The sequence below is a fragment of the Thioalkalivibrio sp. ALJ4 genome, from assembly GCF_000377225.1.
GTDB lineage: Bacteria > Pseudomonadota > Gammaproteobacteria > Ectothiorhodospirales > Ectothiorhodospiraceae > Thioalkalivibrio.
Map to the genome: position 1 here is coordinate 569,722 of NZ_KB897918.1, position 23,637 is coordinate 593,358.

General features: G+C 65.8%; 22 protein-coding genes, 1 pseudogene and 1 riboswitch. Of the genes and pseudogenes, 13 read left to right on the plus strand and 10 right to left on the minus strand.

Features of this window, described 5'->3' with window-relative positions:
- Positions 1–19: 19 nt before the first annotated feature.
- From nusB to C936_RS0108875, 3 genes are read left to right on the plus strand one after another with little or no spacing between them, the layout of a single operon-like run.
- A complete protein-coding gene (gene nusB, locus C936_RS0108865) occupies positions 20–541 on the plus strand; it encodes a transcription antitermination factor NusB (protein WP_018995200.1) in 522 nt (173 codons plus the stop codon).
- Between the two features lie 22 nt (positions 542–563).
- The gene (gene thiL / locus C936_RS0108870) at positions 564–1,538 is read left to right on the plus strand and encodes a thiamine-phosphate kinase (protein WP_012983053.1); all 975 of its coding nucleotides are present in this window, start codon (positions 564–566) and stop codon (positions 1,536–1,538) included.
- Positions 1,539–1,578: 40 nt separating this feature from the next.
- A complete protein-coding gene (locus C936_RS0108875) occupies positions 1,579–2,124 on the plus strand; it encodes a phosphatidylglycerophosphatase A (protein ID WP_012983052.1) in 546 nt (181 codons plus the stop codon).
- Between the two features lie 103 nt (positions 2,125–2,227).
- On the opposite strand, the gene C936_RS0108880 is transcribed toward C936_RS0108875, so the two are convergent.
- Complete coding sequence (locus tag C936_RS0108880; protein WP_012983051.1) at positions 2,228–2,512, minus strand: hypothetical protein; 285 nt, start codon at positions 2,510–2,512, stop codon at positions 2,228–2,230.
- A 122-nt stretch (positions 2,513–2,634) separates the two neighbouring features.
- Between C936_RS0108880 and C936_RS0108885 the strand changes: the two genes are divergently transcribed.
- Together C936_RS0108885 and C936_RS0108890 are read left to right on the plus strand one after the other, a co-directional pair.
- Positions 2,635–4,083 (plus strand): circularly permuted type 2 ATP-grasp protein, encoded by a 1,449-nt coding sequence (locus C936_RS0108885; RefSeq protein ID WP_012983050.1) that lies wholly within the window; start codon positions 2,635–2,637, stop codon positions 4,081–4,083.
- Position 4,084: 1 nt separating this feature from the next.
- Complete coding sequence (locus C936_RS0108890; RefSeq protein WP_018137847.1) at positions 4,085–5,032, plus strand: alpha-E domain-containing protein; 948 nt, start codon at positions 4,085–4,087, stop codon at positions 5,030–5,032.
- A 97-nt stretch (positions 5,033–5,129) separates the two neighbouring features.
- Here the strand turns inward: C936_RS0108890 and C936_RS0108895 are convergent, their stop codons facing one another.
- Positions 5,130–5,978: a proteasome-type protease gene (locus C936_RS0108895; RefSeq protein ID WP_018137848.1), complete on the minus strand. Its 849-nt coding sequence runs from the start codon at positions 5,976–5,978 to the stop codon at positions 5,130–5,132.
- A gap of 143 nt (positions 5,979–6,121) precedes the next feature.
- Between C936_RS0108895 and C936_RS0108900 the strand changes: the two genes are divergently transcribed.
- The 3 genes from C936_RS0108900 (at position 6,122) to C936_RS0108910 (ending at position 8,368) form a co-directional block, all read left to right on the plus strand.
- Positions 6,122–6,715 (plus strand): histidine phosphatase family protein, encoded by a 594-nt coding sequence (locus C936_RS0108900; protein WP_018137849.1) that lies wholly within the window; start codon positions 6,122–6,124, stop codon positions 6,713–6,715.
- A 91-nt stretch (positions 6,716–6,806) separates the two neighbouring features.
- On the plus strand, positions 6,807–7,457 hold the full coding sequence (locus tag C936_RS0108905; protein ID WP_018137850.1) for a histidine phosphatase family protein: 651 nt from the start codon (positions 6,807–6,809) through the stop codon (positions 7,455–7,457).
- Between the two features lie 203 nt (positions 7,458–7,660).
- Positions 7,661–8,368, plus strand: a complete 708-nt coding sequence (locus C936_RS0108910; RefSeq protein WP_018648967.1) for a 2-keto-4-pentenoate hydratase — start codon at positions 7,661–7,663, stop codon at positions 8,366–8,368.
- 63 nt (positions 8,369–8,431) lie between these two features.
- Here the strand turns inward: C936_RS0108910 and C936_RS0108915 are convergent, their stop codons facing one another.
- Positions 8,432–8,881, minus strand: coding sequence for a host attachment protein (locus tag C936_RS0108915; RefSeq protein WP_018137852.1), 450 nt, complete (start codon positions 8,879–8,881; stop codon positions 8,432–8,434).
- 212 nt (positions 8,882–9,093) lie between these two features.
- On the opposite strand from C936_RS0108915, the gene C936_RS0108920 reads away from it, so the two are divergent.
- The gene (locus C936_RS0108920; RefSeq protein ID WP_018174814.1) at positions 9,094–9,675 is read left to right on the plus strand and encodes a GNAT family N-acetyltransferase; all 582 of its coding nucleotides are present in this window, start codon (positions 9,094–9,096) and stop codon (positions 9,673–9,675) included.
- 31 nt (positions 9,676–9,706) lie between these two features.
- Here C936_RS0108920 and C936_RS0108925 read toward each other — a convergent pair whose 3' ends face one another.
- The 4 genes and pseudogenes from C936_RS0108925 to C936_RS0108945 all read right to left on the minus strand — a co-directional run bounded on the left by C936_RS0108925 (position 9,707) and on the right by C936_RS0108945 (position 15,942).
- A complete protein-coding gene (locus C936_RS0108925; protein WP_018174815.1) occupies positions 9,707–10,084 on the minus strand; it encodes a YajD family HNH nuclease in 378 nt (125 codons plus the stop codon).
- 78 nt (positions 10,085–10,162) lie between these two features.
- Positions 10,163–12,763: pseudogene (locus tag C936_RS0108930) on the minus strand (putative bifunctional diguanylate cyclase/phosphodiesterase).
- A gap of 133 nt (positions 12,764–12,896) precedes the next feature.
- On the minus strand, positions 12,897–13,913 hold the full coding sequence (locus C936_RS0108940) for an alpha/beta fold hydrolase (RefSeq protein ID WP_018174817.1): 1,017 nt from the start codon (positions 13,911–13,913) through the stop codon (positions 12,897–12,899).
- Between the two features lie 7 nt (positions 13,914–13,920).
- Positions 13,921–15,942, minus strand: coding sequence for a site-specific recombinase (locus C936_RS0108945; RefSeq protein ID WP_018137857.1), 2,022 nt, complete (start codon positions 15,940–15,942; stop codon positions 13,921–13,923).
- A 355-nt stretch (positions 15,943–16,297) separates the two neighbouring features.
- On the opposite strand from C936_RS0108945, the gene C936_RS0108950 reads away from it, so the two are divergent.
- Positions 16,298–17,470, plus strand: a complete 1,173-nt coding sequence (locus tag C936_RS0108950; RefSeq protein ID WP_018137858.1) for a TlpA disulfide reductase family protein — start codon at positions 16,298–16,300, stop codon at positions 17,468–17,470.
- 64 nt (positions 17,471–17,534) lie between these two features.
- On the opposite strand, the gene C936_RS0108955 is transcribed toward C936_RS0108950, so the two are convergent.
- Together C936_RS0108955 and C936_RS0108960 are read right to left on the minus strand one after the other, a co-directional pair.
- Entirely contained in the window at positions 17,535–18,170 is a 636-nt protein-coding gene (locus tag C936_RS0108955) for a TMEM165/GDT1 family protein (protein WP_018137859.1), read from the minus strand.
- Between the two features lie 117 nt (positions 18,171–18,287).
- Positions 18,288–18,405, minus strand: a riboswitch (yybP-ykoY riboswitch).
- A gap of 89 nt (positions 18,406–18,494) precedes the next feature.
- A complete protein-coding gene (locus C936_RS0108960) occupies positions 18,495–19,904 on the minus strand; it encodes a diguanylate cyclase (protein WP_018137860.1) in 1,410 nt (469 codons plus the stop codon).
- 186 nt (positions 19,905–20,090) lie between these two features.
- Between C936_RS0108960 and C936_RS0108965 the strand changes: the two genes are divergently transcribed.
- From C936_RS0108965 to C936_RS0108975, 3 genes are all read left to right on the plus strand, one after another.
- Complete coding sequence (locus C936_RS0108965) at positions 20,091–20,714, plus strand: TetR/AcrR family transcriptional regulator (protein ID WP_018174819.1); 624 nt, start codon at positions 20,091–20,093, stop codon at positions 20,712–20,714.
- 11 nt (positions 20,715–20,725) lie between these two features.
- The gene (locus tag C936_RS0108970; protein WP_018137862.1) at positions 20,726–21,214 is read left to right on the plus strand and encodes a DsrE family protein; all 489 of its coding nucleotides are present in this window, start codon (positions 20,726–20,728) and stop codon (positions 21,212–21,214) included.
- 71 nt (positions 21,215–21,285) lie between these two features.
- A complete protein-coding gene (locus C936_RS0108975) occupies positions 21,286–21,786 on the plus strand; it encodes a DsrE family protein (RefSeq protein ID WP_018137863.1) in 501 nt (166 codons plus the stop codon).
- 78 nt (positions 21,787–21,864) lie between these two features.
- On the opposite strand, the gene C936_RS0108980 is transcribed toward C936_RS0108975, so the two are convergent.
- Complete coding sequence (locus C936_RS0108980; RefSeq protein WP_018174820.1) at positions 21,865–23,496, minus strand: methyl-accepting chemotaxis protein; 1,632 nt, start codon at positions 23,494–23,496, stop codon at positions 21,865–21,867.
- Positions 23,497–23,637 lie beyond the last annotated feature (141 nt).

Genomic DNA, 23,637 nt, shown 5'->3' on the forward strand with positions numbered 1-23,637 from the left:
AGTGGGTGCCGTACACGCCGTGAGTGAATCCCATAACCCTTCGCAGCCCGCAGGCAAGAATCCGCGCCAGGGCGGGCGGGGCAAACGCCCGCACAGTACGCCCGAGCAGCGTGCCCGCCACGCACGCTCGGTTGCGCGCCGCCGTGCCATGCAGGCCCTGTATTCCTGGCAGATGACGGCGGCCGAGCCCAAGGACATCCTGGCCGAGTTTCGCGACGACGAGGAACACGCCAAGGCCGACGCCGAATACTTCCGCGAGATCCTGATCGGTGTGACACGCAACCGCGAGGCCCTGGATGCCCGTATGGAGCCGTACCTGGGCCGTCCGCTGGATCAGCTCGACCCGGTCGAGCGGGCCCTGCTGTGGCTCGGCCAGTGGGAGCTCGCCGAGCGCATCGATGTGCCCTATCGCGTAGTGATCAACGAGGCGGTGGACCTGGCCAAGCGTTTCGGCGCCGAGCAGTCGCACCGCTACATCAACGGGGTGCTGGATCGGCTCTCTGCCGACCTGCGCGGCCCCGAGCGTTCCGTTCAACGCTGATTCCGATGGGCCGCCTCTCGCCATGACCGGTCCCGACTCCGAATTCGATCTGATCCGGCGCTACTTTGCCGAACCTGCCGGGACCAGCCCGGACGTGCGCCTGGGCATTGGCGATGACGCCGCGCTGCTTGGGGTGCAGGCCGGCCACGAGCTGGTCGTCAGCGTGGATACGATGGTCGAGGGGACGCACTACTTCCCCGACCACCCGCCGGCCAGCCTGGGGCACAAGGCCCTGGCCGCCAACCTGAGCGATCTTGCTGCGATGGGGGCCGATCCGCTTGGGGCGGTCCTGTCCCTGACCCTGCCTTCCGTCGACCATGACTGGCTGGCGGCCTTCAGCCGCGGCTTTCTGGCATTGGCCGAACAGGCCTCGGTTCCGCTGGTCGGTGGCGATACGACGCGTGGCCCCGGGGCAATCAGCGTGACTGTGCTGGGTCAGGTCCCGGCCGGGCAGGCCCTGCGGCGCGCCGGTGCCCGCCCCGGTGACCGCCTGGTAGTCAGCGGCGCACTGGGCGGGGCGGCCGCGGGCCTCGCCTTTGAGAAGCAGCGCCGGGCGCAGGGCCGGCCACCGGACGAGGAGTCCCCGGACTGCGCCCGCCTGTTCTGGCCGAGTGCGCGCCTGGCACTGGGGCGTGGCTTGCGCAATCGGGCGCGCGCCGTCATCGATATCTCGGACGGGCTGTTGGCGGACCTCGGCCATCTGGCCGCGGCATGCGGCTGCGGTGCCCGGGTCGACTGGTCGCAGCTGCCGGTCGATCCGTTGCTGGAAGGGCAGCCCGAGGAAATGGTTCGCGATTGTGTGCTCGCCGGTGGCGAGGACTACGAACTGCTGTTTGCCTTGCCGCCCACCGAGCCGCTGGAGCTGCTGAGCCTGAGCGTGCGCACCTCGCTGACCGTGATCGGCGAGTTCACCAGCGGCAGCGATATCGAGGTGGTGGACGCCCATGGCGCGCGGCTGGACGTCGCGCGCCGGGGCCACGATCATTTCGCGGGCTAGCCAGAAACACAAAAACAAAAGAACAAAGCCAAGGGACGTCATGGCCAGGAAGAAGACCGGCGCCGGTGCGGCGCCCGCCCAAAGCGCAAAGCCGAAGATGCCGTCGGCGAAGACGGTGTTCACTGATCCGATCCACCTGCTGGCCTTCGGGTTCGGGAGTGGCCTGTCGCGCTGGGCACCGGGGACCACCGGATCGCTCGGGGCGCTGGTGCTCTACTTCGCGATCATGAACTTCCCGGAGTGGGCCTATCTGGCCGTCACCGTGCTCGTGGTGATGGCCGGGTTCCACATCTGCGGGGAGAGCGCACGCCGTCTGGGCGTGCACGACCATCCCGGGATCGTCTGGGACGAATGGGCGGGCATGCTGATTACCCTGGCGTTCGCACCTGCGGGGCTCGTCTGGATCGTGATCGGCTTCCTGCTGTTCCGGCTGTTCGACATCCTCAAGCCGTGGCCGGCCAACTACTTTGACGCCAAGTGGAAGGACGGGCACGGGATCATGATGGATGACGTGGTCGCGGGGCTCTACGCCGGGTTTGCGCTGGTGATTCTCGCGGCGCTGTTCCAGCAGTTCTTCGTGCAGTAGCCGGCTTTCGGTTGTTAAAGCCCTTTGATGGGATTCGCGTTGCTCATCCCATCCTACGAGGTTGGTGGCGCGCCGTAGGATGGGATGAGCAACGCGAATCCCATCATCCCTGATTCCGGGTGAAAAGAGGCAGTTCATGGCGCCGCGCATTGGCCGCGATGAAGGTCCCGCGGCCCCCCTGTTCCGTGTCCAGACCGGCGCGTTCGGTCGACGCCTCGCCCAGAATCGTGGCAAGAAACACCTCCAGCTCGCGGCCGTCCACGCGTAGCTCTCCATAGGGTCCGCCATCGGTGGCCGGATACCAGAAAAGACGCGGCTGCCAGTTGCAGCCCTGGATCTTCGGATGCTCGTAGAGCGCGATCAGGCGCTGTTCGAGGGTGTCGCTCATGGGAACCTCTGGCGGGTCAGGGGGACGAAAAACGTACACCACCCCATTTCGGCTATTGCCCGTGGTGCCGGAAAAGGCGCTACTGTAGTGCAAACCGTTCCCCGCGTCAGAGGACCCGACGTATGGCGATTGACTGGAAGCAATACGACCCCAAGCCCTTCTTTGATGAACTGATTGCCAAGCCTGGCAAGCCGCGCAAGCCGGCGAAACCCCTGACCGATTACCTCAGCAGCCTGGACGACGCCGAGATCCAGAGCCGCAAGGCCGCGGCCGACAGCGCGATCCTGGAAATGGGTATCAGCTTCACGGTCTACACCGAAGGCGAGAACATCGACCGCGCCTGGCCGTTCGACATCATCCCGCGGGTGATCACCAAAGCCGAATGGGAGCGGGTGTCGGAGGGGCTGGAGCAGCGCCTGACGGCGCTCAACATGTTCATCAACGATATCTACAACAAGCAGCAGATCTTCAAAGACAAGATCATCCCGCGCTACGTACTGAAACAGTCGAAGAACTTCCGCGAGCAGTGCGTGGGGATCACCCCACCGCACGGCGTCTGGGCGCACATCTGCGGCACCGACCTGGTACGCGACGGCAAGGGCGACTTCTACGTGCTGGAGGACAACCTGCGTGTGCCCTCTGGCGTCTCCTACATGCTGGAAAATCGGCAGGTGACCAAGCGCGTGTTCCCGGAGCTGTTCGAGAACTCGAGCATCCTCCCGGTGGACGAGTACCCGACCCAGCTGTTCGACATGCTGGCCTCGATCTCGCCCCGCCCACAGGACTACCCGGAGATCGCGGTACTGACCCCGGGGATCTACAACTCGGCCTATTTCGAGCACTCGTTCCTGGCCCAGCGCATGGGGGCCGAACTGGTCGAGGGCGCGGACCTGGTGGTCGGTGATGACGACTGCGTGTACATGCGCACCATCGACGGTCTGGAACGGGTGGACGTGATCTACCGCCGGATCGACGACGAGTTCATCGATCCGGAGGTGTTCAATCCGGACTCGATGCTCGGCGTGCCCGGCCTGATGCGCGCCTGGCGCAAGGGCAATGTCGGGCTCGCCAATGCCCCCGGGGCCGGGGTCGCCGACGACAAGGTGATGTACGCCTTTGTACCCGAGGTGATCCGCTACTACCTCGACGAGGAGCCGATCCTGCCCAATGTGCCGACCTACCTGTGCGTGGACGACAAGGACCGCGAGTACGTGCTCGATCACCTGGACGAGCTGGTGGTGAAGCCGGCCAACGAGTCCGGGGGCTACGGGATGCTGGTCGGCCCGCACGCCACCAAGAAGCAGCGCGCGGAGTTCGCCCAGCTGATCCAGAAGGACCCGCGCAACTACATCGCGCAGCCAACCCTGGACCTGTCCGTCGCGCCGACGCTGTGCGGCGACGATATCGAGCCGCGCCACCTGGATCTGCGGCCCTTCATCCTGCAGGGCGTGCGCACGGACGTGACCGCGGGCGGGCTGACCCGGGTGGCGATGCGCAAGGGCTCATTGGTGGTGAATTCCTCGCAGGGCGGGGGCAGTAAAGACACCTGGATCGTGGACGAGGAGAACTAAGATGCTCTCGAGAGTCGCGGAACGCGTGTACTGGATGGCGCGTTATGTCGAGCGGGCGGAGAACACCGCGCGCATGGTCACGGCCTTCCATCTGCTGGCGCTGGACATGCCGAAGTCGGTACAGCTCTCCTGGAAGGGCCTGGTCGAGGTGACCGGGAACGACGAGCTGTTCGACAACCACTACCAGCGCGAGGACGAGCGCAATTGCGTGAAGTTCCTGCTGGCCGATGCCGACAACCCCAGCTCGGTGCTCAACTCCCTGCGCTCGGCGCGCGAGAACGTGCGGACCACCCGGGACCTGGTGCCATCCGAGGCCTGGGAGGTGATGAACGAGCTCTACCTGTTTGCGCGTGACGAGATCGACCAGGGCATCGGCAAGCGCGGTCGCTTCGAATTCCTGTCGAGCATCGTTCAGCGCTGCCAGACCCTGACCGGGCTGCTGGCGGGGACGATGAGTCACGATGCCGCCTATGACTTCATCCGCCTCGGGCGCAATCTGGAACGCGCGGACATGGGCACGCGTCAGGTGGATGTCGGCGCGCTGAAGCTCCTGAAGAAGGACCACGACGACCCGGAGCCCTACGAGGGCCTGCTGTGGACCAGCATCCTGCGTTCCGAGAGTGGCTTTCAGATGTACCGCCAGCACGTGAAGCGGCGGATCAATGGCGTGGATGTCGTGCGCTTTCTGTTGCAGGACAGCGCCTTTCCGCGTTCGGTCACCCACGCCCTGAAGCAGGTGCAGGATGCGCTGGAAAGCCTGCCGAACAACGAAGTTCCACTACGGCTGGTCATCCAGGCCCGGCGCCATGCAATGAACGCCAACGTGGACGAACTGCTGGCCGAAGACGGTCTGCACGACTTTGTCGACCGCCTGCAGCAGGACATCGCGGATATCCACGGCGCCAATGCCGAGACCTGGTTCCTGGCCGCCCCTGCACAAGCCGCGTAACCCGCCCCTCTGGGAGCTTGCTTGCAAGCGAACGCCCCTGCCAGCGTTCGGCACGGGCAGGGGCTTCGCCGGCAAGCCGGCTCCTACGGCGCCGTGGTCAGCGGCGGGGCTTTTTGGGCTTGCTGGTGCTTGCCTTGGTGGTGCCGGCCTTGCTGCCGCCGGTGGTTTTGCTGGATCCACGGCTGACCCGCGTCCCGCGCTGCTTGCGCCCGTGCGTGCCTTCCCAGTCGAAGCGGGGGAGGTCGGTAAAGGCACGCTTGATGTTTTCGTCCCAGGCCTGAGTGAGGGAACGCAGGTATTCGTCGTCGGCCTCCATGCACAGGTAGTGGTCGAAGTCGAGGGTGCCGCGCTCGTAGACGAGGACCTCGATCGGCGGCCCGACGGTCAGGTTGGAGCGGATGGTGGAATCGATCGACACCAGCGCACAGCGGGCCGCATCGCCGAGCCCAGTGTCGTGCTCGATGATGCGATCCAGGATCGGTTTGCCGTACTTGCTCTCGCCGATCTGCAGGAACCGCGTCTGCTGCGACGTGGTGATGTAGTTACCCTGGGGGTAGATCAGGTAGACGCCAGGGGGGGCCTCCCCGATCTGGCCGCCGATGATCATCGTTGCCTCGGCCTGCATGCCGGAACGGGACAGGGCCTCCGAGTGTTTCTCGGTCTCCTCGCGATTCAGGCGCCCCAGGTACTCGGCGGCGTCCGACATGCGCTCCACGGTCGCCAGGCTCTCCTCGGCGTTGTCCTCCATGTCGCGCTTGAGCCGGTGCACCACGGCCTGCGTGGTGGCCAGGTTGCCGGCGGTCAGCACGACAAACATGCGCTGACCCTCGACCTCGAAGGTGTGCATCTTGCTGTAGGTGCTGACCTGGTCGACACCGGCATTGGTACGCGAGTCGGAGGCGAACACGAGGCCGTCGTCCAGATCGATGGCGACACAGTAGGTCATGCGGGAGCGGGATTCCGGGCTGGGGAGAACGGAATACTAGGGCCGAGATGGGGGGGCGTCAACGATCAGGTATGGCGAACCTCGGGTGGTACGGTTGGTCTGAACCGACTGGATGTCGGGTGGGAAACGTGAGGGCATAACGCATGTGGCGCATGGCTTTTATTCTGATTGCGACTCTTCTCGTACCGGCGGTGGGCCACGCCGATGCCGAGTTGGCTCCCGAGGCGCTGATCGAGCGCATGCAGGAGGGTGGGCTGGTGATCTACTGGCGCCACGCGGCGACCGACCGCAGCCAGCGTGACCGCGACCTGTCGGACATGTCCCGCTGCGAGCTGCAGCGCAACCTCAATGATCAGGGCAAGGACGAGGCGCGCAAGGTAGGCGAGGGTTTCGAGCGTCACGCCATTCCGGTCGAGTCGATCCTGAGTTCGGCGTTCTGCCGCAACGTGGATAGCGCCCGGATCGCTTTTGGCGAGGGCGCCTACGAGATCCGCGAGGATCTGTTCAACGTGCCGCCGGTACGCGATCGCGGGCGTCAGGACGAGCTGGTTCGCGCCTTGCAGCGTTATCTGAATACACCCCCCGAAGATGCCGACCAGAACGTCGTAATCGTGGGGCACAATATCAACCTGCAGCGGGCGGCCCGGGTGCAGATCGACGAGGGCGAGATCGCGGTGTTCGAACCCGGAGAGGAACGCCCGCGGCTATTGGGGGTGCTGACGCCCGACGACTTCTGAGCCGGTCCGCCCGGGCGCGCCCTCGATATTTCGTCTACGCATTAAGTATTGGATAGACGAAGCATGGGGAGCAGAGGCGATGGCGAGGCGGATGTTCGGGTTCTTTGGGGCGCTGCTGATCGGCCTCGTCCCCTTGGGGCTTGGGGCTGATGAGCTGAGTGCGGAACAATTGATCGAACGCCTGCAGGGCGGCGGGCTGGTCGTCTTCTGGCGCCATGCGGAGACCGACCGCTCGCACGATGACTACGACATCAGCGACATGGATGACTGCGCGGGGCAGCGCAATCTCAGCACCCTTGGGCGCAATCACTCGCGGCGGGTGGGTGACGGCTTCCGCGCGCTGGAGATCCCGGTCGAGCAAGTGTTGACCAGTCCCTTCTGCCGAAACTGGGAGACCGCCTCGCTGGCCTTCGAGGAATACGAGATCCGCTATGACCTCTTCAATCTCCCATGGGTGCGGGACGAGGACCGGCGTGCCCATCTGATCGATGGCCTTGCGCGCCACCTCCATACGCCCCCGGAGGATCCGTCTTCCAACATCGTGGTCGTGGGCCACGACCTGAACCTGCGCCAGGCGGTGGATCTGGAAATCCAGGAGGCCGAACTGGCGATCTTCGTGCCCGCACACGACGGCCCCAAGCTCCTCGGGGTGCTTGCCCCGAGTGACTTCCCCGAGCCCGATGCCGACCGTATCGCACCCGTCCCCGGGACTCCCGAACGCGAGGCATCCGATCCGCGCTAGGGCGGTCCCCGGGTACAATGGCCGTTTTGGGGAGAATTCGCATGCGTCCTTGCAGGGGTGTTGGTCTGCCAGGGCTGTTGCTCGGGTTGTGGATCGCGGGTCCCGCATTCGCGGCCTGCCCGGAGGGCAGTGCCCATGAGGGCGAGGCTCTCGCAGCCGCCTGGCTGGATCGGGAGCCCGTAGCTCGGGTCCAACCGGAGGACATGGCCGATGCCCTGTGCATTCAGGGCGCCTTGGTGGCGGATCTGGATGCGGCGGTGGGGCCGCATGTGGGGTGGAAGGTCGGTCTAACCTCCGAGAGCATGCAAGAGCGCTTCGGCGCCGATGCCCCGGTGGCGGGCCCCATGCTGGTCGGGATGATCTGGCCGTCGGAGGTTCCGGTCGAACGGGATTTCGGCGCGCGCCCCATGGTCGAGGCCGATCTGGCCGTGCGCGTGGCGGACCTGGCCATCATGCAGGCATCGGACCATGCCGAGGTGCTCGCGGCCATCGACTGGGTGCTGCCATTCATTGAGCTCGTGGATCTGATGGTCGCGGACCCCTCCACCCTGGATGCCCGGAGCATTACCGCGATCAACGTGGGCGCTCGGGGAGGTGTCCTGGGCGAGCCGTTGCCCGTGAACCCGGAGATGGGTGAGACGCTGGCCGCGATGACGGTGGTCATCGAGAACGAGGATGGCGAGGTGCTGGGCGAGTATCCGGGTAGCGCCATCCTCGGACACCCACTGGACGCCGTACTCTGGCTGGTGGATGAACTGGCGGCCCGCGGCGAGACCCTCGAGGCCGGCGAACTGCTGAGCCTGGGGAGTTTCGGGCCCTTGTTTTCGGTGGATGAACACGACGCCTTCCGGGTGCGTTACGAGGGCCTGGTTCCGGGCCAGGCCCCGGAAGTCGAAGTGCGGTTCGAGTAAAAACGGGCCCGATCAAAAAAGGGGCCCGCGCTGGGCGGGCCCTTGTCGAGCAAGGTCAGTGGCTTAGTAGAGGAAGTCCGGCAGGTGACTGCGCAGGGCGGCCGGGTCCTGGATCTTGGAAACGTTCTTGGCAATCTGGGCGGTTACGATCTGCGCGACCTGCGGGTCCAGCAGTTCGCGCAGGGCCCCCAGGAATTGTGGCGCGGCAAGGATGACCAGCCGCTGATAGCTGCCGCTGTGATAGCCCCCCCTGAGACGGTCGGCGACTTCGCGGGCGAAACGGTTGCGTTCATTGACACTTGGGTCGGTGGTCTCCTGCATGGCGTGGCGGCCGTCACCTCCGGCGCTGCTCCAGCTGCGGCCGGGGCGGTCCGTGACCAGATCCCGGGGATGTACGCGGGACTCGGTGTGCGTCAGGGTTTCGATTTCGTGCAGACCCTGGCAGGCACGACCTTCACAACTGAGGATGCGCGCGCGGGCGGCATCGGCCACAACGATCCATACGGTATCCATACAGTGCCTCCTGTTGGACAGGCGTGAATGCCCCGAAGGGCGAAATGAACGCGCGATCCACGAGCGGGCCCGGTACTGCGATCGGGTCCGCGCGGGATGTTGCATCCTTTCTTCTTGAGTGTAGATCGTTGTGGCTGAGTTTCCTGGTTCCAGGGACATCGAATCGGCCCCTTTGATCTGTGTCACAGGACGAATCAATAAAGGAGGCGGGAGTGAATTTCACGGTGGAACGTGGCACGGGCCTTGAGCCGCATCTGGAGGCCATCGCGCGCCTGCGTATCGCGGTCTTTCGCGAGTGGCCCTACCTGTACGAAGGCTCCGTCGAGTACGAGCAGGACTACCTGGCCGATTATGTCCGCTGTCCGCAAAGCGCGGTGGTGCTCGCCTGGGATAGAGGAGAACTCGTGGGGGCGTCGACCTCGCTGCCGCTGGCGGCGGCCGACGCCGATTTTCAGGCCCCTTTCGCTCAGAACGGACTGGACCCCGAGCGGTATTTCTATCTCGCGGAGTCGGTCCTGCAGCGGCCTTATCGGGGACAGGGGGCCGGCCATCGCTTCTTTGATGCCCGCGAGGCCGCAGCGCGCGAGTCGGGCTATACGCAGGCGACCTTCTGCGCCGTCATCCGCCCGGACGATCATCCGGCACGCCCGGCGGACTATCGCCCGCTGGACGGTTTCTGGCGCAAGCGCGGCTACGAGCCCGCCGACGGGCTCGTGTGCCACTACCACTGGCCGGATCTGGGCGAGGACGAGGAGACCTGGAAGCCGCTCCAGTTCTGGTGGCGGTCACTGTAAGCAAGTCCTCGGGACGCCTGCCCCGCAGGCCTTACTTCGAGTCGTCGTCCCGGTTCAGCAGATCGGCGAGCCCGGCAAAGGGGTTATGGGTCGCCGTGGTTTCGGCGCTCTTGCCGCTTCCCGGGGTCGCGTCGGTATAGCGCTGGTGTTCGTTGTCGTGGCAGTACAGGCACAGCAGCTCCCAGTTGCTGCCATCGGGGGGGTTGTTGTCGTGGTTGTGGTCGCGGTGGTGCACCGTCAGTTCCTGCAGGTTGACGCGCGTGAACTCGCGCCCGCAGCGCCCGCAGACCCACGGGTACATCTTCAGCGCCTGCTCGCGATAGCCCCGCTCGCGTTCGGTCCTGGATTGATGGCTTTGCGCGACCAGCGCGTCCAGCCGTTCGGAAGACCCCTTGCCCTTTTGTCCCATCGTGCCTCCGGCCGCTTTGTCAGCCACAGCGTAGCGGTATCCCACGATAAAACAGCGTGGCCCGTCAGGCGAGGCCGTTCAGTGGCGGGTCTCGCCATTCCCGGGACCGGGCAGCGGTCCGGGGCCGGGGTGGCCAACATGAAAGCCCTGGGCGTAGTGGATGCCGATGGACTTGACCGCTTCCAGGATCTCGGCGTCCTCCACGTACTCGGCGATGGTGCGCACGTTCAGGTCGCGCGCCAGCGCCGCGATCGAGCGGACAAATGCCTGGTCGCGCGTGTCGTGGACCATGTTGCGCACAAAGTCGCCCTCGATCTTCACGAAGTCGATCGGGAAGCGCTTGAGGTAGTGGAACGAGGAGAAGCCCGAGCCGAAGTCGTCGACCGCGAACTGGAAGCCCTGCTGCTTCAGGTCGAGTACGAACTGTTCCAGCACGGCCATGTTCTTCACCGTGTCGCGCTCGGTGATCTCGAACACCACCTTGGACGGGTCGATGCCGTGGTCGAGCGCGAGCTGGCGGACCTTGCCGATGAACTCGCCGATGATCAGCGCGCGCGGCGAGAGGTTGATGAACAACAGCCCCGAGTAGCCGGAGCGGCTGACCTCGATAAAGGCCTGCTCGATCAGCACATAGTCGAGCTGGTGCATCACGCCCATGGTCTCGGCGACCTCGACGAACTGGCCCGCCGGGATCAACTCGTCGCCCACACGGATGCGCATCAGCAGCTCGTGGATATGGGCCTCGCCGGTGGCGGTGTCCATGATCGGCTGGAAGTAGGGGACGATGCGGCGGTCCTCCAGCGCCTCCATGATCATGATGCCGGTCTCGCCCGCCTCGCGGAACACTGCGGCCACTTCTTCGTCACTCGGCACGCAGACCGCGTTTTTCCCCTCGCGCTTGGCCTTGTACATCATGTTGTCGGCCACCAGGAACAGGTCGCGCGTGTCCTTGCCGTGGCGCGGATAGGCGGCGATGCCAATGCAGGTGGTGGCCTTGACCCGCGAGCCGTCCGGGGCCGGGAGCGACAGGCCATCGGTGGCCTCGGCCATGTGCGCGGCCAGCTGCCAGGCGGAGTGCTGGTCGGTCTCGGGCAGGATTAACGCGAACTCGTCGCCGCCGTAGCGCGCCAGGATGTCCTCGTTGCGGATCGCGCCCTGGATCGTCTCCGCATAGGCCTGCAGGAAGCGGTCACCAAAGGCATGGCCGTAGCGGTCGTTGATGGTCTTGAAGTTGTCCAGATCCACGACCATCACCGCAAAGGGGTAGCCATGCCCCTCGGCGCGCTTGATCTCGTAGTTGAACAGCTCCCAGAACACCCGCTGGTTGTACAAGTTGGTCAGCGGGTCACGCGTCGCGTAGTACTCGAGGTCCTGCGTGTACTTGTAGATCGCCTTCACCGAGCCGACCAGGTTCAGCAGGGTCGACAGGATGCTTTCGATTACCACGTGACGGACCGGGTCGCGCACCAGATCGGACTGCACGCCGATTCCGACCACCCCGCCAATGCGCGGGGTATCCAGCACCAGCGACTTGGTCGCCAGCTCGATCTGGCGGGGCGAGAGTTCCGGCAGATGACTGGAGGCATCGGCGATGTTGTGCCGCACGCTGATATTGGCGTCCCGCACGAACTCCTCGGACGCCCGGATGCGATGCGTGGCCAGGCGTTCCACAGTGCGCCGGGTGGCCTCCGTGGGCTCCGCGCGCCAGAAGATCTCCAGCTCGTAGACGTCGTCGTTGGCCTTGAACAGGGTGAACAGGGTGTAGGCGTCGATGATCGTGTTGATCTCGGTCAGCAGTACGCCGATGTATTCGCGCCAGTCCCGCACCACGTCCGAGGTGATGATGAACTTGTCCAGCAGCTTCAGTTCGAACTAGAGGATGTCCTTGTCCATCGCGACCGCGCGCAGCTTGCGCACCAGGTCATCCACCTGGTCGACCACCTGATTGAGCTCCACGAACCCGGTGTCGATCGCCTGCGTCTCGACGTGGTTGAGGTCCTTGATCGCATTGACGCGGGTTACCTGGTCCTGGAAACGGCGCACCGAGCGGGTGATGGGCGCCGTTGCCCAGGCTGCGATCAGGGAGCCCAGCAAGAGCGTGCCCAGCCCGGTCCCGAGGAAGGTCCAGACCTGCTGGTTACGCGCCTCGCTGATGGCCGTGCCCAGGTCCTGGCGCACCTCCATCACCCCGAGCACATCGCCGCTGGACGCGTTGCCATGACAGGCGAGGCATTCGTTGCGGGCGCGCAGAGGGAAGGTGTAGCGCAGCTCGCCGTTGTCCTGGCGGCTTTCGATGGCGCCGGTCTCGAACGCATGCTCGATGCGCTCGTGCCACGCGGGCTGATCCACGTCGCCGTACAGTGCCGACACCTTCTCGCCGCGATAGAAATCCAGCTGCAGCGGTGTGTCCGCCAGCGATTCCTCGATCCCCGCCGAGAACGCCTCCAGCTGCTCGCGGGTCCAGCCCTCGCGCATGATCTGGAACATCGAGGCGAAGGTCTGGTGGGCGATGCCGCTGGCCGTCTGTTCTGCCTGGCGCGCCATCGTCCGTTCGTAGATCAGCGTGGAGGTGATATGGACTGTCAGGAACACGAGCAGGGCCACGCCCATGATCGCGGCGACGATGAACAGCCGCAGTCGCAGGGCCCGGCGCTGGGATGCGGGGCGTTCAGCGGACATGGAGGCCTCGCGGGTCCAGGCAAAAGGCCTCTGAGTATTAGATACCTCATGCCCCGGGATCTTGATCTGGATCACATGCGCAAGCGATGCAACTTTTGTGGCCCTTTCGCCGGGGTGGGCCGGTCGGCGCGAATCAGCGTTGCGTGTCGAGTTCTTGCAGGTTCTGCACCATGGTCTCGGGCGCGCGTTCGTGGCCGGAGGGAAGGTTGGGCTCGGGGTCCAGCATCCAGGCAACGAGATCGCCAAAGGTGTCCGCGGAACGGGTGTAGCGCGTGAGCATGTGGTAGCCCTCGGGATAGAGCACCATGCGGTGGCCGGGGTCGCCGGTCGCGGCCAGGTGTTCGGCCAGCACCGCCGTAGGCCCGGGTGGCACGAGGTCGTCTTTCGCGCCGTAGAGCAGCAGGCTTGGGGCGGGGAGAGCATCTCCGGCACTCAGCGCGCGGCCCATCAGCGTGGTCAGTCCGTCCAGGGCGTCGATGCGGGCATCGCGCAGGACCAGCGGATCATCGCGCATCTGCTCCAGGACCGCCGGGTCGTCGGTGGGCCGGATATCGAATTCCGCCGCCATCTCGCCGGTCAGGCGCATGCCGGGGGCAATGCGGGCGCCAACCCAGAGGCCGAAGCGCTGGTACCAGGGCATTTGATCGCGGCTCCAGACGGCCGGGCTGATCAGCGCCGTCCCGCGCATGGGCGGCGGGTCTTCGCCGGTGGCGGCCACCAGGGCCACGGCCCCGCCCATGCTCTTGCCGATCAGGTAGGGCGGGTTGTCGGGATAGCGCTCGGCGAGGATGCGCAGCCCGGTGCGTGCGTCCTCGGCCATCGTCTGATAGCCCGCCCAGCGGCCGATATCGCGGTTGGCGCCAAAGCCGCGCTGATCAAACGCGTAGACGGCGATCTCGTGCTCGGCAAGGGCCTCGCCCAGGGCCGCCATGCTGCCGCCGTGGTCGTTGAAGCCGTGCAGGGCCAGGGCGACCCGGCGGGGCTCTTCCGGTCCCCAGCGGTGTAGCGGGAGGCGGGTCCCGTCTGCGGCTTCCAGCACCTCGGCGTCCGGGCGTTCATCCGGGGCATCGTCCACGGCCGGCTGCGGCGGACTGCCGGCACAGGAGGCCAGCCAGAAGGCGGCGAGGACGATCCACCAGACGCGCATCATGCCGGCTTCACCTGGGCGGCGCCTCGTCACCTTCCTGTGCCTCGCCACCTCGTGGTGGGAGCAGGAATTGCGTCGGGTGTCGGCGCAGGTGTCGGCCGTAGGCCTTCAGCACGCGGTCGAAGGCCCCGATGCGGACGCCGCGGGCACGCAGGGCGACGTACAGGGCCAGGCCGAAGCTGACCCACAGGTTCACCGCGCCGATCAGCAGCACGAACACCAGGAACAGCAGGAAGGTGAACACGCCGATCGACTCGCTGGCGGTCACGTAGCCGAGGTTGGCGGAGGCGAAGGCCACATGCTGGATGTCCAGCGGCAGGTTCAGCAGGTAGCCGACAAAGCCGGTCATGCCGAGCAGCATGCCGAACAGGAAATTGCCCAGCACCGCGCCGTAGTTGTATCCGACCCAGTCGGCGAGACGGTGACGGGTGGTGGTTGGCAGCAGCCGCTGCAGCAGCGGGTGCTCGCGCAGGCGCCCGGGCAGGTCGAGATAGGCGCAGCGGTTGTCGAAGAACCCGGCGATCAGGCCAGAGACGAACAGCCAGACCCCGGCGATGGCCGCGAAAAACAGCGCCAGGCCCAGGATCGGGCGCAGGCCGTCCAGCAGGTAATCCGTCTCGGTGCCCGACAGGATCGGTGTGCCGAAACCCCAGGCCGCGAAGATTCCGATCAGTAGGGCCGTGGGGAGTGCCACGCCGACATTGCCCAACACGGCCGCGAACTGAGAGCGGCCCACCCGTACCAGCAGCTCTGCAAGCTTCGAGGCGTCGGCCGTGCCGCGTTCGTTCTCCTCGATCGCGGCCGCGAGGCGCGCGGCGGTCATCGCCGGCTGCTTTGTCGCCACGGTGAAGTGCAGGATGTGGATCAGCACAAAGCCCAGACCGTAGTTCAGGCTGACCCACAAGGCGTTCCAGCCCTCGGACAGGCCCAGGGATTCCACCTGGATCTTGATCAGCGCCATGAAGGCGATGATCAGGCCCGCACCGGCGCCCGAGCGCAGCATCGTCAGGTACTCGCCGCGATCACGGGTGATGTAGTGCTCGCCGGTGTCGGAGACATGCTGCGTGATGCTGCGCGAGACCAGCCGGATGTTGTCCTGCCACAGCGCGCGCAGCCCGTGGCGGCGGGCACTGGCCGTGACCAGCTCGCGGAACACGCCCACCGCGGTGGTGCGTGTGTGTGCCTCCTCGCGCGGCTCGAGCAGGTCCAGCAGCTTGTGGATGCGCGACAGCGTCTGGTCCAGGCGCTCCAGCAGATGGGTCAGTGACAGGCTGCTGCCATGCGTGATCGCCCGCCGGCGCAGGCGCAGGATCTGATCCCCGCACTGTTCCAGCAGCACGCGGGCATGGGCGTCGTCCATGCGCTCGTGGCCGGGGTCCTGCAGCCAGGCACGGTAGTCGCGCACATAGGCGGAGATCTCGCGCTCCTGCGCGACGAAGGCGGAATTGCGCTCGGCAATCGACGGATCCAGCCGCAGCAGCTCCGGTTCCAGTTCCTCGGCGGCGATCCAGATCGAGAGCATCTCCAGGGCGTAGAGCGTCTCGCTGCGGGCGCGGTCCAGCACGCCGGGGTGTTCGCCGGACAGGCAGCCCAGCGCCCCGAGCAGCCGGGACCAGGCATCGTCCGGCAGCGCCGATACCCAGATCGCGTCATCGGGGTTGTGGAAGACGTGGTAGAGCACGTCCCGAAGATCCGCGCGGTCCATCGGGTGCGGATTGATGCGCTCGTACAGGAGTTCCGCGGCCTCGCGGAAGAAGCCCTTGCGGGAGAACAGCCCCACGCCGGTGTACAGCGTCAGGTGACGGGCGTCCTCCAGGCCGGTCTCCAGACGTTCGCGCAGGCGTTCGCGAACCATGGGCTGTTCCTGGAGCGCCAGCGTCAGGCTCTCGATCCGGGCAATGACCGGCGCGACGTTGCGGGGGTTGTCTGGGCGCAGCCAGTCCACGATACGGCGCAGGGTCTCGGCGAGATCGCACGGACTGTCATCCTGCAGGGCGTCCAGCAACTGTGCGGCATCGTCCGGGGTCTGCATAACGCTCCCTGCGCAATCGGAATGTCCCCATTATACGGACAGCCGGTGCCCGGTCAGCGGCCCCCGGGTTCGCCCGGAACCGTGGTCAGGCCGAATACGAGAAACGAACAAATCCCGTGTAGCAAGGGCCGATCTCGGCGCATGCGCACCTCCCGTTGCGGCAATGCGGGTCGACGCGCGCGATATATTGAACATAGCAGGTGCCGGCTCGGCCGGTGCTGTTGATGAGGGCAGTGGCTGCATGAAGGCAACAGTAAGCAGGATGGGTGGGTTCCGGAGTGCGAGCCTCTGGGTATGGGTCTGCTGGTTGTTGCTTATGGGGTCGGCAGCCGCCCAGGCCGACCCCGAATCACGGGTGGTCACGGACGACTCCGGCGCCGCCTTCGACGTGACGTTGTATCCGGCCGAGGGCCAGCGTCTGTATCTGTGGCTGCTGCCTCAGGCAGGGCAACACGAGAACCATGATCGGCTGGCGCGCGAACTGGTCGCCTCGGGTATCGAGGTGTGGATGGTTGACCTGCTGGACGCGTATTTCCTGCCCCGTACCAATGAGAGCATGCGCAGCCTGGATGGTGAGGGCGTGGCCGCACTGATCCGGGAGGCGCACCACGAGACGGGCAAGGAGGTGATGGTGGTGGCCTCCGGACGCCCGTCGATCGTCGCGCTGCGCGGCATGCGCCACTGGCAGCTCGGCGAACCCGGCAGCGCCTACCTGATAGGCGCGACGCTGGGCTCCCCCAACTTGATGGTCGACACACCCGTGGCCGGGGCGCCGGCCGAGTACGTGGACGTGGCACGTGCCACCAACCTGCCGGTCTTCATCCTGCAGCCGGAACTGGGGGTCTATCGCTGGTATCTCGACGAGATCCTCGGCGCCCTGCGCGGGGGCGGCAGCCCGGTGTTCGTGCAGATGGTCCCCGAGGTGCGCGACTTCTACTACCTGCGTCGCGGCGACCCCAGTGCCGAGGAGCGCGCCGCTACCGATCAGCTGGCGCGTCAGCTACGTCGGGCGGGCAACCTGCTGGCGACCATGCCGCGCCCGCTCGCGGCAAGTCCGCTCCCGGAGCGCGAGTCGACCGTGGAGGCCCACCGCGGTCTGGTGGAACGCGATCACACCCCGCCGATGGAGGACTTCACGCTGACGGATCACCTGGGGGACGAGCAGTCCCTGAGCGACTATGCCGGGGACGTGATCCTGCTGAACTTCTGGGCGACCTGGTGTCCGCCCTGCGTACACGAGATCCCGTCGATGAACCGCATGGCGGAGAAGCTGGGCGAGGGCTTCGAGATCGTCTCGGTCAACTACCAGGAAAGCGCGGAACACATCGCCGAGTTCATGGACGAGGTGCAGGTCGACTTTCCGGTGCTGATGGATTTCGACGGCCGGGTGGCGGCGGGCTGGCGGGTATTCGCCTTCCCCAGCTCGTTCATCCTCGACCGCGAGGGGCGCATCCGCTATTCGGTTAACAGCGCCATTGAGTGGGATGATCCGGAGGTCATCGACACGGTACGCGAGTTGATGCAATAACGCGGCGAACGGAGCGCACCCGCGGGATCAGGAGATTTCGGCCTCCCGCGAGCGCAGCCTTGCGTTATTGCCCCTGCTGGTGGTTCTCGACCGCCTGCATCAGGAAGCCCGAGAGGTCCGGAAGGCCAAGATCGGGGATCCAGTTACCGGCCTCGGCCCAGGTCCACAGACCGATCAGCAGGAACATGCCGGAGGCGACAAAGCGCATCGGCGCGGCGGGGATGCGCGCGGCAAAGCGCTTGCCCAGGATCAGGGCCGGGGTGGTGATCAGCAGAATGCCCACGGTGGCGCCCAGTACGACGGGCAGCAGGGCGCCGGAGGCCCCGGCCAGGGTGACGACCGCCAGCTGGGTCTTGTCCAGCATCTCGAACAGGAAGAAGGCGACCGCGGCGGCGAAGAAGGCGCTGCGCGCCTTGGGCGCCTGCTCGTCTTCCTCGTCCTCCGGGAACAGGACCCAGATCGCCATGATCAGGAAGGCCGCGCCGACCACCCACAGGTGCCAGTCGGTGGCAATCACCGCGAACAGCCAGATCCCGACCACGGCGGACAACAACTGGTTCAGGAAGAGGCCGGTGGCCATACCCCAGAATACGGCCCAGGCACTGCGGCAGCGCATGCCGAACACGGCCGCCAGGAACATCGAGCGGTCGCCGATCTCCGCGATGGCCACGGCCACGATGGACAGCAGAAAGAGTTCCATGAATGCAATTCCGGGGCGGGCGGCGCAACGCAGAGCCGGTGACATCGCCATCCGCCGCCCGCCCACGGGCTGTCCTCGCGATCACGCGAGGCGGATATCGATGCCACAGGTCTCGTCAGGCCGCTTGTCGGAGGCGCACCGGGGCGCCTTCGGACGGGCTGCATACGCCATGGCCCGAGGGCCAAGGATGTTGACGCATGCCTCCGGCGCTGCCGGAGCGACTACTCCCCTGAGGGTGCGCGAACTATAACCAATGCGTTTAGGGTCTGTCTATCGTGTTCTTGGCGGACGTTGCCCTTGCGGGATTGGCGCGGCGGGCGACGTTCAGGATGGGGCCGGCGCAGCGTCGTCCGGCGTGGCGAACCGCGACTGGTTGCGGCCCTCGTCCTTGGCCCGGTACAAGGCCCGGTCCGCGCGCCGGAGCAGGCCTTCCGCTGTTTCCATCGGCTCGGCGAAGGCGATACCAGCGGAGCAGGTCTGCTGGTTCGGGGTGCGCTGACGGAGGCGCTCGATGACCGTGCGCGCCTGATCCGGACCGGTGTGAGGGAGCACCACCACAAACTCCTCGCCCCCGTAGCGGGCGACCGTGTCGCTGGGGCGCAGTTCCTGATGCCAGGCGGCGACCAGGTCGCGCAACAGGCGATCACCCTGCGCGTGGCCGTGCTGGTCGTTGTACTGCTTGAAGTAATCCAGATCGATGAAGGCTAGGGTGAGCGGTGTGTCCAGACGCCGGGCACGCGCAAGTTCTTCCTCGAGAACGGTTTCCAGCTGTCGGCGGTTCGCCGCGCCGGTGAGAGGATCGGTGCGCGAGAGTTGCTCCAGCGCCTGGGCCTGGCGTTGGGTCTCCCGGATCAGGCCGCTCATGCGAACCAGAACCAGCAGGAAGATCAGGATGGAGGCACCGGCGGCGACGCGCACCGTGTCGGTATCCACCCCGGCGGTGAACAGGATGATCCCCGGCACCAGTACCGCCGCAGAACCCAGGATGTAGAGCCTGCGGCGGGAGAGCTCATGGCTGCCGGTGCGGTCCTCCGGATTTACCTGGGTCGAGGGGTGCCAGGCGGCTGCGGCGAACAGGGTATAGGCGATCAGCCAGCCGGCATCGGTCAGTCCGCCGGGCTGATACCAGCCGGTGGAGTTCCCATGGGCGTAGAGCAGGTCGGCGCTCAGATAGGCCAGAACGCCGAGCAGCAGCAACAGCTGGCCATCAATGTGCGTGTTGTAGCGAAACACCAGGCGCAGTACCAGTGGCAGCAGCATCAGGTCGAACACTGGGTAGCCGGCCGACACCAGCAGCTGGAGGCTGGTCAGTTCCGGATCGTACACATAGGGCTGGATCAGCAGCGCCCAGGCGAGCACCGCCGCGGAGATGCCGACGATCAGGGCGTCGCCCAGGGCACCATCGTGCCGGTCCGTGGGGCCGCCCAGTCGCCACAGGGCGACAATGAATAGCGGATACACCGCCAGGTACAGGAAGTCCGGCGCCGCCGGAAACGGCTCAAGGCCCTGCAGATCCAGGACATACCAGATCAGGTGCCCGGTACCTCCGAGGAGCAGGGCGGTCGCGATCAGGATCCAGGCCGAACGGCACCAGGGGCCCCGGTCACGAAACAGCGAGGCCGCAACCACGGCGGCGGCGCCAAGGCTTGCCGCTACATACAAGGCCGCGGCAGTGTGGCCGTAAGGCATGGCCACATAGGCAATGGTGGCCACAAGCCCGATCGCCAGCCACACAAGCCATTGGCGTCGGCCGGATCCAGGCGTCATGGCCTGGGTGTGCGGATTATCTGAATCGGTCATTGATTCCCCCTGAGCCCTGATGTTGGCAGAAGCGACACGTTTTCGCGCGTGCCGCGTTGGGGATGGCAATCGCCGTGTTTCTGTCATAGGGTAGAACGAACGTTCGTTCTAGGGTGCGACATGTCGGCTGCGGTACAGGAGAATCTGCGCGGGGATGCGCTGCGCCAGCGTGTGCTGGAAACGGCGCTGGAGCTGTTCGGCACGGCCGGGTATTTCAACACCTCGATTCACGACATTCGGCGCGAGGCCGGGGTCTCGATCGGCTCGATCTACCACCACTTCGGCAACAAGGAGTCGCTGGCCAAGGCCCTGTACGACGACCTGCTGGAGCGGATGGATAGCGGGCTGCGCGAGGTGATGGAGCAGCAGCGGACGTGCCGCGCGCGCTGCGACGGCATCATCGCCTTCATGTTTCGGGCGGCGACCGACGATCCCCGAACCATGCGCTTCGTGCTCGAGGCGCGCCATCGGGAGTTTCTGCCAAACGAGCCGCCCGTTTGTTCGTCGCGGCCCTTCCTGCGGATGCGCGAGTGCATCGAGCAGGGCATTGCCTCCGGCGAGGTTCGCCCTATCGAAGTCCCGGTCGCTGCCACCGTGGCGTTTGGCGGGGCGATCCGCCTGCTCCACCTTCATCTGGACGGCGTCCTCGAAGAGCCCCTGTCGTGCTACCTCGCGTCGATGCAGGACGCGGCCTGGCGGGCGATTGCGAGTGATCCGCCTGCGGCCACAAACCACCCCACCTAGGAGACCGAAGAATGAAAATGCTGGCTGTTCTTTCCCTGATCTTGACGCTGTCCGTGGTGTCACTGTCCGCGCATGCGGAACCGACGGATACCCGGGCCCTGGAGGGTGTCGACCAGGGCCGGGTCGTGTTTGACCTGAACAACAATGACCCAGAGCTGCTTGCGCTGTATCTGATGGTAATCCGCGAGACCTTCAACGACCTGACCGATCAGGGCGTCGAGCCGGACATGATCCTTGCCTTTCGTGGTCGGGCGGTGACGATGGTCAGCGAGGATCGCGAGCGCTTCGAGCTGACCGAGTTCGACCATCTGGATGCGATCGAGGAACACATTGCCGCGCTGAAGGAGAAGGGCGTGCGGATGGAGTCGTGCGCCGTTGCCACCCGCCTGTTCGGGGTGGATCACGGCGAACTGCTGCCGGGCATCGAGCCAGTGCGCAACACCTTCGTCTCGCTGACCGGCTACCAGGCCCAGGGCTACGCAGTGATCCCGATCTACTGAGCCGCCTAATGCGGCCACACCGGGCCCGAAAACAAGACAAGCGGGCCCCAACCCCAAAGGAGACATAGCTCATGCGAAACCGAATCCTGATCCTGCTGCTGGCCGCCTTGCTGCCTCTCGGGTTGATCTCGAAGGCGAATGCAGAAGGCCTGGACAACCGCGAGGCCACCCAGGGCATCGAGACCATGCGCGCGGTCTACGACATGCGCAAGTCCGACCCCGACGTGATGCTCGCCTACCTCCGTGGCATCGCCACCAATCACGAGAATCTGGTGAAGGAAGGCGTGGAACCGGACCTGCGCATGGTGTTCATCGCCGAGGCGGTCAAGTTCATCACCACCGACCCCGAGCCCGAGATCGCGATGGACCACGGCGACACGCTGGAGGAGATCGCGAAGGCCGTCGAACGCCTGGACGAGCTGGGCGTGCGCATGGAGGTCTGTGCCGCGGCCACGCGTGCCTATGGGGTGGACAACGACAAGGTCCTCGATGCGATCAAGCCGGTCCGCAGCGGCTTCATCGCCGTGATGGGCTACCAGAATCAGGGCTACGCGCTGGTTCCGGTCTACTGAGCACCTCCGGGACCTCTCACACGGTCCCTTTTTCGGCCGTCACAGGGATGTGACGGCCTTTTTTGTGCCCATGCCGCGTCAGGCGATGCGGTAGGCCGAGGCCAGGTCCCGCACGCGGGCGGCGATGCCGGCGACGTCCTGGCTGGCCGTGGAGGTCTGTTGCGCGCCACGGGAGGTGTCGCCGGTGAGGTCGTTGATGGTGGCGATATTGCGGTTAATCTCCTCGGCCACCGCATTCTGTTCCTCGGCCGCGCTGGCGATTTGGGTCGTCATGTCACTGATGCGTCCCACCGCCTGAACGATCGATTCCAGTGCCTCGCCGGCCCGTTCCGCGTCGTGGCTGGTCGATTCCGCCATTTCGCGCCCGCGCCCCATCGCGTTGACGGCCTCCCGTGTGCCGGCCTGCAGGGCCTCGATCATGGCCTGGATGTCCGCGGTGGAGTCCTGGGTGCGGGAGGCGAGGGTACGCACCTCGTCGGCGACCACCGCGAAGCCGCGACCCTGTTCACCCGCGCGGGCGGCCTCGATCGCGGCGTTCAGCGCCAGCAGGTTGGTCTGCTCGGCAATCCCGCGGATTACATCCAGCACCGAGCCGATCTGCTGGCCCTTTTCGTCGAGGCTGCGGACGGTGCCCTCGATGGTCGCGACCTCGCCGGACAGTCGGCCGATCTCCTTGACCACCGAGCGCACGACCTCGCCCCCGTCCCGGGATTCCTGATCCGCTTCCTGGCTGGACGAGGCGGCATCGGAGGCATTGCGTGCGACCTCCTGCACGGTGGCGGCCATCTCGTTCATCGCCGTGGAGACCTGTTCGGTCTGCGACTGCTGCTGGTCGACGTTGCTGTTGGTCTGGCTGCTGACGGCAGAGAGCTGCTCCGCGGCAGAGGCCATCTGGTCGGTCAGGCCCCGCAGTTCCCGGATCGATCCCTCGAACTGCTCGAGCATGCCGTTCAGGGCTCGGGCAGTGGCCCCGATCTCGTCGTCGTTCCCGATCTCGACCCGTTGTGACAAGTCGTGATTCTCTACGATTGCAGAAAGGGTCTCGCGCATCCGCGACACCGGGGTGGCGATCGCGCGGTAGGTCCATGTGCCGATCACGACGACCGCAATCAGCACGATCAGCAGCACGATGCCGGTGCGCAGGAGTACCTGGCCGTAGACCTCCGATACACGCTCCGCCTCCACGCCGGCAACCTCGATCTGCAGGTCGACCAGTTCGGTTATGCGGTCGCTGATTGGGTCGATGGTGTCGTACAGCGGGCCGTTGAACGCGCCCAGCTCGCCCTCGACGTTGCCGGTCATCCCGGACAGGGCCTGTTCCAGGCGGTCGAGATCGGCATTGGCTGCCTGGAATTCCTCGATGGCGGCGGTGGCCAGCTCTTCCTCTCGGGGGGTGAGCGTCGTGGCCATGTAGCGCTCCCAGATTTCGTCGATCTCGGCGCGGGCGGTCTGGACCCCGTCGAGGGCTTCCTCGGCCGACATCAGGCCGTTGTCGGCCTTGTTCACCGCGTCGATCACTAGAATCGCGTAGTTGTCCGCGATCGTCTTGAGCTGCTGCAGCGGCACTACGCGGTCGTCGTAGATGCTCTGCACCCCATCCTCGATGGTCGCGATGCCGCGTCCTGCCATCAGCGCGACCACGAGCAGTGCCAGCACAGGGACGATGATGGTGATCGCCAGTCGGGAGCGGATATTCAGCGAACGGGGCATGGGCAAGTCCTTTCGTTAGTACTTCGATCCCGGGCGATTGTGCTCGGGGCAGAGAGTTTAACGGCAGGGTCAAGCCCGTTTTTAGGGAGTGGTCAGGGAAGGGGGCGATCCGCATGTGGCGGGCGGAAGGGCATGCGGGTG